Raw genomic sequence first — 14,600 nt, 5'->3', positions numbered from 1 at the left:
CGCGACAGCTTGTAGCCCGGATGGAGCGGAGGCGTAATCCGGGAGTCTCGCCGGCACGCACAGCGGTCCCGGATTGCGCTGCGCTCCATCCGGGCTACGGGACTGTGTTGATTTGCCCGACCGGCCGCCACGTTGGTATGGTTCCTGCAGGCGCTTCAGCCTTCCTGCTCTCCAACAGAACATGACAATGCCAAGCTCAAGACCCGACCGCATCCGAAAACTCCTCGCCGACCTCGTCTCGTTCGACACCGTCAGCGACTGCACTAACCTGCCCCTGATTGCCCATATCGAGAGCTATCTCGCCGCGTTCGGCCTCAAGGGTGAGCGCATCGTCGACGAGACCGGCGAGAAGGCTTCGCTCTGGGTCACGATCGGGCCGGAGGATCGGCCGGGCTTCGTGCTGTCGGGCCATACCGATGTGGTGCCTGTCGTGGGCCAGGACTGGAGCCATGATCCGTTCAAGCTGGTGGAGCGTGACGGCAAGCTATACGGCCGCGGCACCACAGACATGAAGGGGTATGTGGCGGTGTGCCTCGCCATGGTGCCGGAGATGGTGGAGGCGAGACTCAAGACGCCGATTCATCTGGCGATCTCCTATGACGAGGAGATCGGCTGCGTCGGCGTGCGGCCGATGCTGCACGAGGTCGCGAAGAAGAGGGTCCGGCCACTCGGCGCCTTCATCGGCGAGCCGACCCAGATGCAGGTCATTATCGGCCACAAGGGCAAGCACGGTGTACGCGCCACGTTCCACGGGCTCGCGCGTCATTCCTCGATCGCGCCCGACGGCGTCAATGCGATCGAATATGCCGCCGAGCTGATCGTCGAGATCCGCCGCCGCGCCGTGGCGCTTGAGGCTGCGCAATCGACCGACAGCCTCTACGACGTCCCGCATTCGACGCTGCTCACCAGCATCGTGCACGGCGGCGCAGCGCTGAACATCGTGCCTGATACCTGCACCGTGGATTTCGAATGCCGCGGCATCGGCATCACCGAGTCCAAGGAGGTGACCGATGCGATCGTCGCCTGGGCCAAGGCCGAGATCGAGCCGGCGATGAAGGCGAGACATCCCGATTGCGGAATCGATTTCGAGGAGATCCTCGACTATCCCGCGCTCGACACCGCCGCCGACGCCGCCATCGTCACCTTGGCCAAGAGCCTGGCAGGGCGCAACGACCACGCCAAGGTCGCCTTCGGCACCGAGGCGAGCTTGTTCGCCGACATCGCCGACATTCCCTCCGTGGTGATCGGCCCGGGCTCGATCGCACAAGCGCATACGCCTGATGAGTTCGTGGAGATGGCGGAGCTGGAGAAATGCGCGGGGTTCGTGGAAAGGCTGATCGCGCATTGTGCGAAAGGGTAGTCCGCCGTCTTTGCGAGGAGCGAAGCGACGAAGCAATCCAGGCTGTCACCGCGGAACGACTCTGGCTTGCTTCGCTTCGCTCGCAATGACGGAGCGCGGGGGAACCACCTATCCGGATATCGTCGCACTCATTGCGACTACGGGCTCACCGCGCCTTATCGCTCCTGCAAGGCCAGCCGCACGCCGACGGCGCAGTAGATGGTCCCGACCACTTTGCCCTGCCACTTCACCACCGCCGGATAGCGGCGCAGTAGCTTGCCGAGGCGGCCGGCGCCGACAGCGAATACGACGGTACTGACGAGACCGAGCAGCACGAAGACGACACCAAGAATGGCAAGCTGAAGTGCGGTCGCACCGTGCTCCGGCTTCACGAATTGCGGCAGGAACGCCAGGAAGAACAGTGCGGTCTTGGGATTGAGCACTTCGGTCAGTACGGCTTGGCGGAAGGCACGGCCCGCGCCAATCGCGGACGCGGCGCTGTTCAATTCGACCGGCGCCCTGTCGAGCATGGCGCGAATGCCGAGATAGATCAGGAAGGCCGCGCCTGCATATTTGACGATGCTGAACAGCAGCGCTGAGGTCGCGATGATCGCCGAGAGGCCCACGATCGCCATGCTGGTGTGGATCAAGTCACCGGCCGCAATGCCGGCGCCGGTCGCAATTCCCGCCCTTGTGCCGGAGCTTGCGGCGCGCGCCATGGTGAGCAGCGTCGCCGGGCCCGGGATGAACACAAAACCGAGGACGATGACGACGTAGGTGATGAGCGTGGCACGATCGATCATGGTCGAATCTCCGAAGCGGGTCAGCGTAGGAGGCTAGACGACGGCGAATAGTCCACCGGCGCCAGCAGGAGGTCCTCGATCTGCCCTACCATGAGCGATCGCCTGACTTCGTCTCCCACATCGCCACGATCTGGAAGCCGTATCGGGTTCGCATAATGCGCGCGGCATGGTCGCGGAACCGGGCGTGAAAGGCAGCCTTGTTCTTTTCGAAGATTTCGTAGATGCGCAGTTGCTGGATCATGATCATTCTCCGTGCTTGGCGGAGATGGGATCGGGCCACGGGATGTCAAAGGTCGCCGCTCGGTCAGTCCGACAACGCGCGCCTGATGTCGTGGCCGTACAGCGCGTAGATTTCGAGCAATCTATCGAAGGTTATTCCACGCTGCTGCTCCACTGCTAGCGGGTGCTCGGTCGGCTCCAGCTCGACTTTTGGTCGCTGGCGGCCGCTCTGAAAATGCAGCCGGCATTTGAGATTGAGAGTGTCCGGGTAGCCTGCGAGGCGGTTCGAGAACCATCCAAAGCACGGTCCGAGCTTCGCCTGCTCGCCGCTGTCGAAACTCTCGACATAACGCTCGAAGTTTTAGCGCGACAGCGTCCCCCATACACCGAACCCGAAGCACTTGCCCTCACCGCCAATGATGGGCAGTTCGAGCACCGCGCGCACGAAGAAGTGCTCGCCGCGGAGAACGCAGAAATCCTCCGAGAGGAAGTCGCTGTTCAGATCGAGCGCACTGTTCGGTGCAATCCGCACCTTTCCCGGCCATTGCTCGGGATTGTCGCAAGCGAGATCGAATATGCCTTTGTGCTCGCCCTGGCAGGACTCGCAGCGCCATGGCCGCTCCCACATGCGGCGCCAGCGCGGGTCGTTGGATAGATCGTTGTCCATCTCTTCGAAGCGGCCTCCACGTCATAAGCGAAAGGCGCGGCCATCAACCGCGCCTTCGCTCTTCCTACACCGCGCCGGCCTTCTGCGCATACTCCCACGACGCCTTCGACAGCGGCACGGTGCGCTTGGCGGATTCGAGCGCCTTGGCGTTGGCGGCGGTGCCGTCGCGGACGCGGCCGGCGATGCCCTGGGTGATGCCGGCGAGACGGAACAAATTGTAGGCAAAGTACCAGTTGAGATCAGGCACCGTCATCTCTGTGACGCTACAATAGATCTGCGCGGCCTCTTCGAGGCTCGGGATATTGAGCGCCTTGAGGTCGGCACCGTCGAGGCCCGGCATGATCCACTGCATCAAGAGATAGGTGAAGTCGGCCATGGGATCGCCGAGCGTCGACAGCTCCCAGTCCAGCACCGCCTGCACGCGCGGTTCCGTCGCGTGGAAAATCATGTTGTCGAGGCGATAGTCGCCATGGACGATGGAGACGCGCGCCTGCTCTGGCACCGTCTTCGGCAGCCATTCGGCGACCTTCTCGAACTCCGGAATGTGCTGGGTCTCGGACGCGCGATATTGCTTGGTCCAGCGGTCGATCTGGCGGGCAAAATAGTTGCCGGGCTTGCCGAAGTCGCCGAGCCCGATGGCAACAGGGTCGAACATGTGGAGCTTGGCCAGCGTCTCGATCTTGCTGGTGAAGATCTGTCGGCGCGCATCGTTGTTCTGGCTCGGCAGCGTCGGATCCCAGAACACGCGCCCCTCCTCCATCGACATGATGTAGAAGGCAGCTCCAATGACGCCGTCGTCCTGGCACAGCGCATAGGCGCGCGCGACCGGAAAGCCCTGCTTTCCAAGCGCCGCGATCACCCGGTACTCGCGGTCGACGGCATGGGCCGACGGCAGCAATTTGCCGAACGGCTTGCGGCGCATCACGTAGGAGCGGTTCGGTGTGTTGAGGCGATAGGTCGGGTTGGACTGCCCGCCCTTGAACTGCAGCACCACAAGCGGGCCTTCGAAGCCTTCGACGTGCTCGCGCATCCAGGCCTCGAGCCGCATCTCGTCGAAGCGATGCCGCTCCTCGACCGGCTTGGTGCCCGAAAACTCCTCGTCTTTCCTGACGCCGTCAACCACGGTCACGCTCCCTCTTCAGTCCGAACATGATCCTAATCGGTAACCGCTGACGCACTTGCGTCAAGCGGTTACCGCAATTGGATCATGTCCCGTCGCTTCTTCAAGTCGGGAGCGCCGCAGGGCTCCCCCGCTTAGTGATTGGGAGAGTTGGCATACTTCCGAAGTTCGAGCCTGGCAATGGCGCGGTTGTGGACCTCGTCCGGACCGTCGGCGAGACGGAGCGTGCGGATGTGGGCGTAGTCCTTGGCAAGGCCGGCCTCGTCCGAGACACCGCCGCCGCCGAAGGCCTGGATCGCCTCGTCGATGATCTTCAGCGCCATGTTGGGCGCCGCGACCTTGATCATGGCGATCTCGGCCTGCGCGGTCTTGTTGCCGACCTTGTCCATCATGTCGGCCGCCTTGAGACACAGAAGACGCGTCATCTCGATGTTGGTGCGGGCCTCGCCGATGCGCTGCTCCCACACGCTGTGCTCGACGATTTTCTTGCCGAACGCGGTGCGCGAGGCAAGCCGCTTCACCATCTTCTCCAGCGCCTCCTCGGCCTTGCCGATGGTGCGCATGCAGTGATGGATACGGCCCGGACCGAGGCGGCCCTGTGCGATCTCGAAGCCGCGGCCTTCGCCGAGCAGGATGTTCTCCTTCGGCACGCGCACGTTCTCGAGCAGCACCTGGGCATGGCCGTGCGGCGCATCGTCGAAGCCGAACACCGGCAGCATCTTCTCGACCTTGATGCCGGGCGTGTCGAGCGGAACCAGGATCTGCGACTGCTGCTGGTGCTTGGCCGCCTTGAAATCTGTCTTGCCCATCAGGATCGCGATCTTGCAGCGGGGATCGCCGACGCCGGACGACCACCATTTGCGGCCGTTGATGACGTAATGGTCGCCATCGCGCTCGATGCGGGTCTCGATGTTGGTGGCGTCGGACGAGGCCACCGCCGGCTCCGTCATCAGGAAGGCGGAGCGGATCTCACCGTCCATCAGCGGCCGCAGCCATTTCCGCTTCTGCTCCTTGGTGCCGTAGCGGATGAACACTTCCATGTTGCCGGTGTCGGGCGCGGAACAATTGAACACTTCCGAGGCCCAGGTGATGCGGCCCATTTCTTCCGACAGCAACGCGTATTCGAGATTGGTCAGTCCCGCGCCGCGGAATTCGTCGTCCTCATGCTCGCTCGGCGGCATGAACATGTTCCAGAGGCCTTCGGCCTTCGCCTTCTTCTTGAGCTCCTCGAGAACAGGGATCACCTTCCAGCGGTCGCCGCTCTTGTCCTGCTGATCGTAGATCGGCACTGCCGGGCGCACGTGCTTGGCCATGAAGGACCGCACGCGGTCGAGCCATTCCTTTTGCTTGGGCGACATATCGAAGTCCATGCGACGCTCCTCTCTCTCACTGGTCCTTTTGCGCCGGACTGTCCTCCCGCTTCGCGCGGCCCGCAAGCGCGAATGCGCGTCCTTGCGGACCTGTCGAAACCCGGCTGCAGCTGCGAACGAGTCCCGATTGCGGATTGACTTTTTCCGGCCTTCAAACGATAGTTTCATACAACTGTTTGAATTGCAACTCCCCTCCCCGAGGGCATCCATGGCCAGCGATCATACGAGGTCTGCCATTCTCGCCGCCGCCGAGCGGCTCTATGCCGATCGCGGCTTCGGCGACGTGACGCTGCGCGACATCGTCGCGGAGGCGGGCGTCAACCTCGCCGCGGTGAACTATCATTTCGGCTCGAAGGACGAGTTGATCGCGGAATTGTTCGTCTCGCGGTCGATCGCCACCAATCGCGAGCGCCTGCACGAGTTGAAGGCGGCAGAGGAGCAAGGCGGCGGCCGCGCGCCGATCGAGGTCATCCTGCGCGCGTTGGTCGGGCCGACCTTGCGCGGCTGCCTGGGGCCGGAGAACCAGCGCTCGACCGCGGCGCGCTTCATGATCCGCGCCTCGATCGAATCCGTGCCGCCGATCCGCCGCATCAAGAACCGCGAGATCGACCATTTGCGCAAATTCATCGGCGCGATGCGGCGGTCCCTGCCCGACCGCAGTGACGTCGATATCTATTGGGGCCTCAATTTCGCGCTCGCGATGGCGCATCACACCATCCGCGAGAGCGAACGGCTGACCAAGCTCTCGGAGGGCAAATGCGACCTCGACGACGTCGAGGACGTGGTCGCGCGCGTCGTCAGCGTGGCGACGATGGCGCTGACGGCGGGACGGACGGAGCCGAAGGCGCCATCAAAGGTGGCGGCGCGTTAGAAACAAAGCCGTCGCCGCACCGACGCTGCGCTCCCTCGCCCCGTTCTTACGGGGAGAGGGTTGGGGTGAGGGGCTGCCTCCGCGCGTGACACTGTCGAGGCACCTGTACCCCCTCACCCGGATTGCATCTTCGATGCAATCCGACCTCTCCCCGCAAGCGGGGAGAGGTAAAGTAACCGCGCGCACCTCATATCATCGCGATGCAGTCGATCTCGACGTCGAAGGGGCCGAACCATTCCGGAGTGCAGACGAAGATCCGCGCCGGCGGATTGGTTGGGAAATAGCGAGCGTAGACCGCGTTGAACGCGGCGAAGTACCCGGCCGAGGTGCAGTAGACATTGCACTTCATCACGTTGTCGAGGGAGGCGCCGGCCGTCTCGAGGCACAGCTTCATCTGCTCCATGATGATCTCGCTCTGGCGTTCGATCGGAGCTGTGGCGATTTCGCCACTCTCGGGATCGAACGGCGGCAGGCCGGAGACGAAGATCATATTGCCGGCGCGCGTCACCGGCGAGACCGGTGCAGCGCGCCGGTCGAGAAAGGTCGAGATCGGTTCGACGCGGAGCGCTTCGCGCTGCATGCGGCCACCTTCGATTCAAGCGAGACTATCTGCTGACTACATTAATCTGTAGCCTGCACGCTTCGCTTAAGCTCGAAGTGTGGATGCGGAGAACTACGCCCGCTGCGGCATTTCCTCGGCCTCTTCCTTAGCGAGCAGCAGCAACATCTCGATGCCCATCTCACCTTCCTGCGGCGAGCGGATGAACTTGATCTCGTCAGCGCTCTGCCGCAGCGCGGCAATGATGGCGACGGCCTGATTGGCGGTGGCCGCCTCGGTCGCCAGAATGGCCTTCTGGTCCTTGGCCTGGAACCCGATCGTGTAGGACATTCACTTCCCTCCCCGACTTCAAGTGGAGAGATCGAATCAGAGTCGGAGGCAAAGCGGAAGCCTGTGCGACTACGGACCGGGATTACTTGGGGATTGCGGGTAAGCTTCACGCAAGCCCTGGCCTGGCGCGCGCGTCCACGGCTGTCACAATATAGTCGCGCTGCGCATGAATCCCGGCCTCTTGGCCCCAGGCGCGGAACAGAGCGTCAGATGATGCCCTGCGCCTTCAGCTGCTCGATCTTGCCGGCATCATAGCCGAGCTTGCCGCCGAGCACCTCCTGGGTGTGCTCGCCGAGCAGCGGCGGGGCGCGATAGTCCTTGATCGGGGTCTCCGAGAGCGTCAGCGCGTTGCGGACCAGCGACAGATCGGGCTCGAAGGGATGGTTCACCTTCACGCGCATGCCGCGCGACTGGACGTGCGGGTCGGAGAACACCTGCTCGAAATTGTTGATCGGCCCGGAGGGCACCCCGGCCTCCTCCAGCTTCTCCAGCCAGTAGGCCACCTTTTGCTTCAGGAACAGGCCGGCAAAGATCGCCATGATCTCCTTGCCGTGCACGACGCGGTCGTTGTTCTCGACGAAGCGAGGATCGTTCGCGAGCTCGGGCTGGCCGAGCACGGCGCAGGTGCGCTGAAACTGGCCGTCATTGCCGACCACCAGCATCAGTTCGCCGTCGGCACAGCGGAACACGCCGGCGGGCATGCCGCCATTGCCCCAGGTGCCGCGGCGCGGCGGCGTCTTGCCGTTGACGAGGTAAATTTGGAGCCAGTGCGACAGCGATGCGATCACCGTATCGAACAGGCAGACGTCGATGTGCTGTCCCTGCCCGCCATTGGCATCGCGATGGTAGAGCGCCGAGAGAATTCCGATCGAGGCGTTCATGCCGGTCATGTAGTCGACGATCGACGGGCCGACCTTCATCGGGCCCTCGCCGGGCTCGCCGTCGATATGGCCGGTGACGCTCATCAGGCCGCCCATCGCCTGCAGGATGGCGTCGTAGCCGGCGCGCGGCGCGTAAGGTCCGGTCTGGCCGAAGCCGGTCACCGAGCAATAGATAATGCGGGGATTGATCGCCTTGATGGTCTCGTAGTCGAGACCATAGCGCTTGAGATCGCCGACCTTGTAGTTCTCCATGAAAACGTCGGCGTCCTTGGCGAGCTCGCGGACGATCGCCTGCCCTTCGGGCTTGGCGATGTTGACGGTGACCGACTTCTTGTTGCGGTTGGCGCAGAGGTAGAACGAATTGTTGTTGTTGGCCTTGCCCTCGGGGTCGGCGAGGTAAGGCGGGCCGAAAGCGCGCGCGTCGTCGCCGGTGCCCGGCCGCTCGATCTTGATCACCTCCGCGCCGAGATCGCCCAGCATCTGGGCCGACAGCGGCCCGGCCAGCACGCGGGTGAGGTCAAGGATCTTGATGCCTGAGAGCGGCAGGGCCGACATGTCGATTTCCTCCGGGGAACTAACCTTGGCGCAGCGGCGGGATCGCGGGGCCGCGCTCCCTGCCGATACCACCATTTTCGCACGCTGAGCACTGCACTGGCGGCATACGGCTATCTCCTGCCGGGCCTGAGGTGATCGCCGTCCGAAAACTTTCCGCGCCGCGAATATTGCGTGATCGGCTCAGGTCACGACCGCCGGCTGTCTCGGCCGGCGGCGAGCGAGCAGAACGAGGATCAGCACCGTCGCGCAGGAGAACACCAGCGTGAGACCGAGCGCAGCACGGCTGCCGAACTCCGTCAGCAGGCCCGCGAGCAATGGCGGCGAGATCGCGGAGGCGAGGTTGAGCGGCAGCGAGATCATCGACATCGCCTTGGCGAACTCGGCCTGGTCATAGAACACCAGCGGGATGGTCGCCCGCGCCACCGCCATTGCGCCGCTGCCGGCGCCATAGAGCAGGATGAAGACCGCGACTGCCCAGGTGGCGCCCTCGCTCGACATCAGCAGCAGCATGGCGACCGGCAATGCACTGCCCGCGACGAGCCCGGTCGTGATGCCGTCCCATCGTCCGCCGCCGAGAAAATCCAGCCCGCGGGCGCTGACCTGGATCACGCCCAGCATCGAGCCGAACACCAGCGCCTGAGCCGGCGCCAGCCCCTCCGCCCGCAACAGCTCGATCAGGATCGCACTGACGCCGAAATTGACGAAGGCGTTCAGCGTGATCGCGGCGACGACGAGGCCGAACGTGCTCCGTGCAATCGCGGGCGGCGGCGACCGCTTGACCGGCGCGACGCCCTCGTCCTTTGTGATCTTCCGGCGCGGCGCGCCGAACGCATAGAGCGGGAGGCTGACGAGGAGCATCATCGCTGCGTAGACCAGGCACGTCCCCCGCCAGCCGAGGTGACCGCTCAGGAACGAGGTCGTCGGCCAGAAGATGCTGCTGGACAGGCCCGTCACCAGCATCAGCGCGCCGATCGCGTTCTTGGCCTGCCTTCCTGCGATCTCGTTCAGCATGATATAGGCGCCGGTCGACAGCGTGGCGCTGCCGGCGATGCCGAGGACGATCCACGCGGCGAAATACAACACCGGCTCGCGCGCCAGCGACAGCAGCACGAAGCCCGGCGCAGTGACGATCGTGCCGACCATCATGACCATCCGCGCGCCATGCCGCGCAAACGACTTGGCGAGCAACGGGCCACACAGCCCCATCGAGACGTAGAGAACGGACGTGCCGGCGAACACCGCCGGCAGGCTCATGCCGAGATCGGCGGCGAGATCGCGCCCGACGATGGCGGGAAGCCCGATCGTGCCCCATCCGACCAGCTGCGTGGTGGCAAGCATCAGCAGGACCCCGATGAGCCTGCCGTCAAATTTCAAGAACTGCATTCCAAACGTCGCCTGCCCGGCAGGCGCAGATTGCGCCGGCGCACATCTCTTAGCGGGAGATTGCAGAACCGAGGAATGTCAGTTCCGAATGCCATGGAAGCCTGCTTCGCAGAGCGGCGGCAGCCAGACCTGAATTGACATGGACCACTCTCTGGTCCATTTTATGGAAACGCGAAGAGGGACAATGCGATGCGGGTCTCCGTCACCGAGGCCAAGGGCCAATTGACCGATCTCGTCCGTCGCGCCGAAGCCGGCGACGAGGTGATCCTGACGCGACATGGACATCCAGCGGTGCGGCTCGTTCCGATCAAGCGTCCTGCCGACGCTGCGACCCGCCGCGCGGTGCTCGAGGCCGCCCGCAAGAGTGGCGCGGCCAAAGCTCTTCCCGGCCCGGATGCGGCGCGCAGCCAGGACTTTCTCTTCGGCAACGATGGACTGCCGGAATGATCGCAGTCGATACGTCGGCGCTCATGGCAATCGTGCTCGACGAGCCGCAAGCCGATGCCTGCATCGCTGCGCTTCAGACCGCGGACGAAATCCTGATCTCGGCCGCCACCGCGGCAGAGAGCCTGATCGTCGCTGCACGCCGCGGCGTGTACGAAGAGATGAAGAATCTGATCGCACATCTCGGCCTGAACGTGATCTCGGTGACCCAGGCATCCGCCGAACGCGTGGCGCAGATCTACTCGCTTTGGGGCAAAGGCAATCATCCTGCCGGCCTCAACTTCGGCGACTGCTTCGCCTACGATATCGCCAAGGAGCATGGCTGCGCACTGCTCTATGTCGGTGATGACTTTGCGATGACCGATATCGCAGCAATCGCTTAGTCGACCAGGGCGTAACGCCGCGACGTTCGACGAGCCGATAGCCCGCCACGCCCGCCTCACGCGGTGTGGCCGGGATCCACGTGCTTCGGCGTCTTCTTCTCGCGCTGCGGTGTCATCTTGGCCGGATCGGGCGCGCCCGGCACGCCGCGCGGGCCGAGCTGCTCGCGCTGGATGTCGTCCTCGGAGCGGGATGGCTCGACGCCGTTGGGCTCACGGGGCCTGGTCATCGCGTCTTCCTTCTCAAGCGTTGTCCCGGACGCCGAGCGCGTTGCCTCCCGCCTCGCGGCCGGGCACGCTGACCTGAACTTCATGTCCCTCACGCAGCGCGAGGGATGCGGCGGCGACTGCGGACTCGAACGCGGCTTCCTTGGTGGCGTAGGTGTTCTTGACGTCGCCGTCGTGCAGCACGCCCCATTCGTCCCGCACCGGCACGATGGCATATTGCGCAAGGCCCATTGTCCAAACTCCTGGCTCTAGATTGCAGAAAAAAGGTCTGCACGATAACGCGCCGGCGGGCCTAACGTTGCGTCAGCTGCGGATGGGTCGCGCTCACCCGCCAGACCGTGTTGCCGCTGTCGTCCGCAACCAGAAGCGCGCCGGTCTTGTCGATGGCAACACCAACGGGGCGGCCGCGCGCCTGGTTGTCGCTGTTGAGGAACCCGGTGACGACGTCCTGCGCCGGGCCGCTCGGCATGCCGTCCGTGAACGGCACGAACACGACCTTGTAGCCGCTCAGCACCTGCCTGTTCCAGCTGCCGTGCTCCCCGACGAAGGCGCCGCCGCGATAGGCGGCCGGCAGGCTGGTGCCGGTGTTGAAGGCGAGCCCGAGCGGGGCGACATGCGAGCTCAGCGCATAATCCGGCACGATCGCCGTGGCGACGAGATCCGGCCGCTCCGGCTTGACGCGGGGATCGACGTGCTGGCCGAAATAGCTGTAGGGCCAGCCATAGAAGCCGCCGTCCTTCACCGAGGTCATGTAATCAGGCACGAGATCGGGACCGAGCTCGTCGCGCTCGTTGACCACCGTCCACAATGCGCCGGTCTGCGGCTCGAAGCTAAGGCCGTTGGGATTGCGCAGGCCGCTTGCGAACACGCGCCAGCGGCCGCTGGCGCGATCGACCTCGAGGATGGCGGCGCGGTTGTGCTCGGCCTCCATGCCCCTCTCGGCGGCGTTGCTGTTGGAGCCGACGCCGACGTAGAGCTTCGAGCCGTCGGGGCTGGCGACCAGGCTCTTGGTCCAGTGTTGGTTGATCGGACCGCCCGGCAACGGCGTCAGCACCGTGGCCGGGGCGGTGATCTTCGTATCCCCTTCCGTGTAGGGATATCTGACGATGGCATCGGTGTTGGCGACGTAGAGATCGTTGCCGACCAGCGCGACGCCGAACGGTGAGTTGAGATGGTCGAGGAAGACGCTTTGCGTCTCCGGCACGCCGTCGCCGTTGCTGTCGCGCAAGAGCGTGATGCGGTTGCTCTCGCCGCTGTCGCCGCCGGAGGTCGCCAAGGACATGACGAAGCCCACCAGGACGTCCTTGGGCCGTTTGATCGGCGCGCGCTTCGGCGGCCTGGATTCCACCACCAGCACGTCGCCATTCGGGAGCACGTAGAGCGAGCGCGGGTGCTGCAAGCCCGTGGCAAAGGCCTTGGCCTGCAAGCCCTGCGCAACCGTCGGTGTCTCGTCCTTCTTCCAGCCGACGATGCGGGCAATGTGGACCGGCGGCAGCAGATATTGTTGGATCTCAGGCAGTACCGGGTTGGCGCCCACTTGCGCGTTGGGATCGCCGCTGCCGTCGTTGCAGCCGGCCAAGCCCAGCAGCGACGCGCACAGCAGCGCGCGGATCATCGCAGATGTCATCGTGCAACTCCCACGCCGTGGCGATAGACCATGGCCCAACCGAGCCAGCCGGTGACGGTGAGGATAAGCGCGGTGATCCCCGACAGAACCAGCCCGCTCGGCCACACCGAGGTCCAGCCATCGCGCATGTGGATCATGAGATTGACGATCGAAAGGATCAACACCACTGCATTGCCGATCAGATGCGGCCAGGCCGGCGCCTGCGCCCGCACCAGCCGGTTGCCGAGGAAGTCGATCAGGCCCACGATCGCCGCCAGCACGCCGAAGATGATTCCGGCGAGCAGCAGCCAGGCCGAAAAATTCGCCCACATGATCTCGGCGCTGGCGACATAGGCGATGTCGGTCAGCAGCGCCCCGACGAAACACGTGATCGGGACGGGCACCAGCATCGGATGAATTGGGTGGCCCGCGATCTGCGCGGTGGAACGCACGCGCATGGCGTCTTGCACGGTCGGCCTCGTGACTTTTAGCCTTGCCCCCACGGCGAACTCCCGCTCATGACGAAGGTTCCTCCGCGTGCTGCATCGCAGACCGGAGCGAGGCTGCACCGCGCAAGGGGAACTGAATGGGACATCCGGAAGTCTTGACTGGATCAGGCTTTCGGAGACCGCAGCGTGGATCAGTCTGGCGACGGCGCCTCATTCAATCCAGCATCCAAGCTCGACGGCGTGTCGCGGCGCCAGACCAGGCAGATCGAATCCCAGAGCAGGCCAAGCGCCGCGCTGATCCATGAGACGATCCGCGCCGAAGGCGAGCAGGAGCTGGAGCGGCGATGGTGGGCCATCGTCCTGTCCGGTTTTGCCGCCGGCCTTTCGATAAGCCTGTCGTTGATCGTTCAGGGCGAGTTGCATGCGCTGATCTCGGATGAGGCGACCCGCCGCCTAGTTGCTCCGCTCGGCTACACCGTCGGCTTCCTGGTCGTCGTGCTGGGACGACAACAGCTCTTCACCGAGAACACGCTGACACCGATCCTGCCGCTGTTGCACAACAGGGATCTCGGCACCTTGGCAAGCGTGCTCAAGCTCTGGATCCTGGTTCTCGCCTCGAATATCGCAGGGACCTGGGCGGCCGCCTCCGTCCTCGCTCGCACCAGCATCTTCGAACCTCGCATCGTGGACGCCTTCATCGATCTCAGCCGGCCGACGATCGAGGGGACGTTCTCAAGTACCTTCGTCAGGGCCATCTTCGCCGGCTGGCTGATCGCCTCGATGGCCTGGCTTCTTCCGGCTGCCAAAGGCTCGCGCGCACACATCATCGTAGTGATGACCTATGTGGTCGCACTCTGCCAGTTCTTGCACATCGTCGCGGGTTCGATCGAGTGCGCCTTTCTGGTGCAGAGCGGCCTGGCCTCGTTCAGCCAATATGCCTCCGACTTCTTCCTGCCCACGCTACTCGGCAATATTATCGGCGGAACGACCCTGGTTGCGCTGCTGAACTACGGACAGGTCGCCGCCGAAATCGATAGCCACAGGGAATAGAGCCTGCACGAAGCGGCTGCTTTGGACAGTAACGATAGCGACGAGCTGGGTTTGCCCTAGCAATCAACGCGGTCAAGCAGGATCATTCATGAGCATCAAGAGCAAGAGCCCATTCGACAAGGAACCGGCCGAAGGATCACGCGACATCATTGATCGCGAACTTCAGCGCGGCGACGAGGCCGACAAGAACAAGGTCGATCATCTCCCCGGCGTGAAGGTCGGCGGACAGCTTCAAGGCGGCGCGCTCGATCGCGCACGGAAGGGACGCGAGCGACGGGACGAGGAATAGCTGATCGGCCGTCAAGCCACGGGCGGCTATCGTGGAAACGCCCTGCTGGGATATCGC

Annotated in this window: 18 protein-coding genes and 1 pseudogene; 6 read left to right on the top strand and 13 right to left on the bottom strand. The window is 64.1% G+C overall.

Annotated features, from left to right (window positions below; all coding sequences use genetic code 11):
• Window positions 1-187 precede the first annotated feature (187 nt).
• The gene (gene argE / locus ABIA45_RS04640) at window positions 188-1,360 is read left to right on the top strand and encodes an acetylornithine deacetylase (protein ID WP_275498982.1); all 1,173 of its coding nucleotides are present in this window, start codon (window positions 188-190) and stop codon (window positions 1,358-1,360) included.
• A gap of 155 nt (window positions 1,361-1,515) precedes the next feature.
• Here the strand turns inward: argE and ABIA45_RS04635 are convergent, their stop codons facing one another.
• The 5 genes and pseudogenes from ABIA45_RS04635 to ABIA45_RS04615 all read right to left on the bottom strand — a co-directional run bounded on the left by ABIA45_RS04635 (window position 1,516) and on the right by ABIA45_RS04615 (window position 5,518).
• On the bottom strand, window positions 1,516-2,142 hold the full coding sequence (locus tag ABIA45_RS04635) for a LysE family translocator (RefSeq protein WP_271544576.1): 627 nt from the start codon (window positions 2,140-2,142) through the stop codon (window positions 1,516-1,518).
• Window positions 2,143-2,227: 85 nt separating this feature from the next.
• Window positions 2,228-2,383, bottom strand: a complete 156-nt coding sequence (locus ABIA45_RS04630; protein WP_404651178.1) for a hypothetical protein — start codon at window positions 2,381-2,383, stop codon at window positions 2,228-2,230.
• Window positions 2,384-2,446: 63 nt separating this feature from the next.
• Window positions 2,447-2,989, bottom strand: a pseudogene (locus tag ABIA45_RS04625) (DUF2199 domain-containing protein).
• Window positions 2,990-3,092: 103 nt separating this feature from the next.
• The gene (locus tag ABIA45_RS04620; protein WP_404655609.1) at window positions 3,093-4,151 is read right to left on the bottom strand and encodes a phosphotransferase family protein; all 1,059 of its coding nucleotides are present in this window, start codon (window positions 4,149-4,151) and stop codon (window positions 3,093-3,095) included.
• Window positions 4,152-4,282: 131 nt separating this feature from the next.
• Window positions 4,283-5,518 (bottom strand): acyl-CoA dehydrogenase family protein, encoded by a 1,236-nt coding sequence (locus tag ABIA45_RS04615; protein WP_225142767.1) that lies wholly within the window; start codon window positions 5,516-5,518, stop codon window positions 4,283-4,285.
• Between the two features lie 208 nt (window positions 5,519-5,726).
• On the opposite strand from ABIA45_RS04615, the gene ABIA45_RS04610 reads away from it, so the two are divergent.
• The gene (locus tag ABIA45_RS04610; RefSeq protein WP_157280588.1) at window positions 5,727-6,389 is read left to right on the top strand and encodes a TetR/AcrR family transcriptional regulator; all 663 of its coding nucleotides are present in this window, start codon (window positions 5,727-5,729) and stop codon (window positions 6,387-6,389) included.
• A 187-nt stretch (window positions 6,390-6,576) separates the two neighbouring features.
• On the opposite strand, the gene ABIA45_RS04605 is transcribed toward ABIA45_RS04610, so the two are convergent.
• The 4 genes from ABIA45_RS04605 to ABIA45_RS04590 all read right to left on the bottom strand — a co-directional run bounded on the left by ABIA45_RS04605 (window position 6,577) and on the right by ABIA45_RS04590 (window position 10,097).
• The gene (locus ABIA45_RS04605) at window positions 6,577-6,969 is read right to left on the bottom strand and encodes a RidA family protein (RefSeq protein ID WP_157280589.1); all 393 of its coding nucleotides are present in this window, start codon (window positions 6,967-6,969) and stop codon (window positions 6,577-6,579) included.
• Window positions 6,970-7,062: 93 nt separating this feature from the next.
• On the bottom strand, window positions 7,063-7,278 hold the full coding sequence (locus ABIA45_RS04600) for a hypothetical protein (RefSeq protein ID WP_036010888.1): 216 nt from the start codon (window positions 7,276-7,278) through the stop codon (window positions 7,063-7,065).
• 206 nt (window positions 7,279-7,484) lie between these two features.
• Window positions 7,485-8,714, bottom strand: coding sequence for a CaiB/BaiF CoA transferase family protein (locus ABIA45_RS04595; RefSeq protein ID WP_404651176.1), 1,230 nt, complete (start codon window positions 8,712-8,714; stop codon window positions 7,485-7,487).
• Window positions 8,715-8,894: 180 nt separating this feature from the next.
• Entirely contained in the window at window positions 8,895-10,097 is a 1,203-nt protein-coding gene (locus ABIA45_RS04590) for an MFS transporter (protein WP_404651175.1), read from the bottom strand.
• Between the two features lie 189 nt (window positions 10,098-10,286).
• On the opposite strand from ABIA45_RS04590, the gene ABIA45_RS04585 reads away from it, so the two are divergent.
• Together ABIA45_RS04585 and ABIA45_RS04580 are read left to right on the top strand one after the other, a co-directional pair.
• Complete coding sequence (locus ABIA45_RS04585) at window positions 10,287-10,544, top strand: type II toxin-antitoxin system Phd/YefM family antitoxin (RefSeq protein ID WP_157280592.1); 258 nt, start codon at window positions 10,287-10,289, stop codon at window positions 10,542-10,544.
• Window positions 10,541-10,924: a type II toxin-antitoxin system VapC family toxin gene (locus ABIA45_RS04580; protein WP_404651174.1), complete on the top strand. Its 384-nt coding sequence runs from the start codon at window positions 10,541-10,543 to the stop codon at window positions 10,922-10,924. Before ABIA45_RS04585 ends, ABIA45_RS04580 begins: the two co-directional genes overlap by 4 nt.
• A 56-nt stretch (window positions 10,925-10,980) precedes the next feature.
• Here ABIA45_RS04580 and ABIA45_RS04575 read toward each other — a convergent pair whose 3' ends face one another.
• The 4 genes from ABIA45_RS04575 to ABIA45_RS04560 all read right to left on the bottom strand — a co-directional run bounded on the left by ABIA45_RS04575 (window position 10,981) and on the right by ABIA45_RS04560 (window position 13,213).
• A complete protein-coding gene (locus ABIA45_RS04575; RefSeq protein ID WP_275511181.1) occupies window positions 10,981-11,151 on the bottom strand; it encodes a hypothetical protein in 171 nt (56 codons plus the stop codon).
• Window positions 11,152-11,164: 13 nt separating this feature from the next.
• The gene (locus ABIA45_RS04570) at window positions 11,165-11,380 is read right to left on the bottom strand and encodes a hypothetical protein (RefSeq protein WP_036010879.1); all 216 of its coding nucleotides are present in this window, start codon (window positions 11,378-11,380) and stop codon (window positions 11,165-11,167) included.
• A gap of 61 nt (window positions 11,381-11,441) precedes the next feature.
• Window positions 11,442-12,776 (bottom strand): PQQ-dependent sugar dehydrogenase, encoded by a 1,335-nt coding sequence (locus tag ABIA45_RS04565; RefSeq protein ID WP_404651172.1) that lies wholly within the window; start codon window positions 12,774-12,776, stop codon window positions 11,442-11,444.
• Window positions 12,773-13,213 (bottom strand): DUF2231 domain-containing protein, encoded by a 441-nt coding sequence (locus ABIA45_RS04560; protein WP_404651171.1) that lies wholly within the window; start codon window positions 13,211-13,213, stop codon window positions 12,773-12,775. The genes ABIA45_RS04565 and ABIA45_RS04560 overlap by 4 nt, the downstream gene beginning before the upstream one ends.
• Window positions 13,214-13,390: 177 nt before the next feature.
• On the opposite strand from ABIA45_RS04560, the gene ABIA45_RS04555 reads away from it, so the two are divergent.
• Together ABIA45_RS04555 and ABIA45_RS04550 are read left to right on the top strand one after the other, a co-directional pair.
• On the top strand, window positions 13,391-14,254 hold the full coding sequence (locus tag ABIA45_RS04555) for a formate/nitrite transporter family protein (RefSeq protein WP_404651169.1): 864 nt from the start codon (window positions 13,391-13,393) through the stop codon (window positions 14,252-14,254).
• Between the two features lie 88 nt (window positions 14,255-14,342).
• Window positions 14,343-14,543, top strand: coding sequence for a hypothetical protein (locus tag ABIA45_RS04550; protein ID WP_404651167.1), 201 nt, complete (start codon window positions 14,343-14,345; stop codon window positions 14,541-14,543).
• The last annotated feature ends 57 nt before the right edge of the window (window positions 14,544-14,600 follow it).

Origin of the sequence: Bradyrhizobium sp. USDA 336 (assembly GCF_044908355.1) — a bacterium.
Lineage (GTDB): Bacteria > Pseudomonadota > Alphaproteobacteria > Rhizobiales > Xanthobacteraceae > Bradyrhizobium > Bradyrhizobium yuanmingense.
Note: the sequence above shows the minus strand (reverse complement) of the source record. Positions and strands in the feature narration are given on the sequence as shown.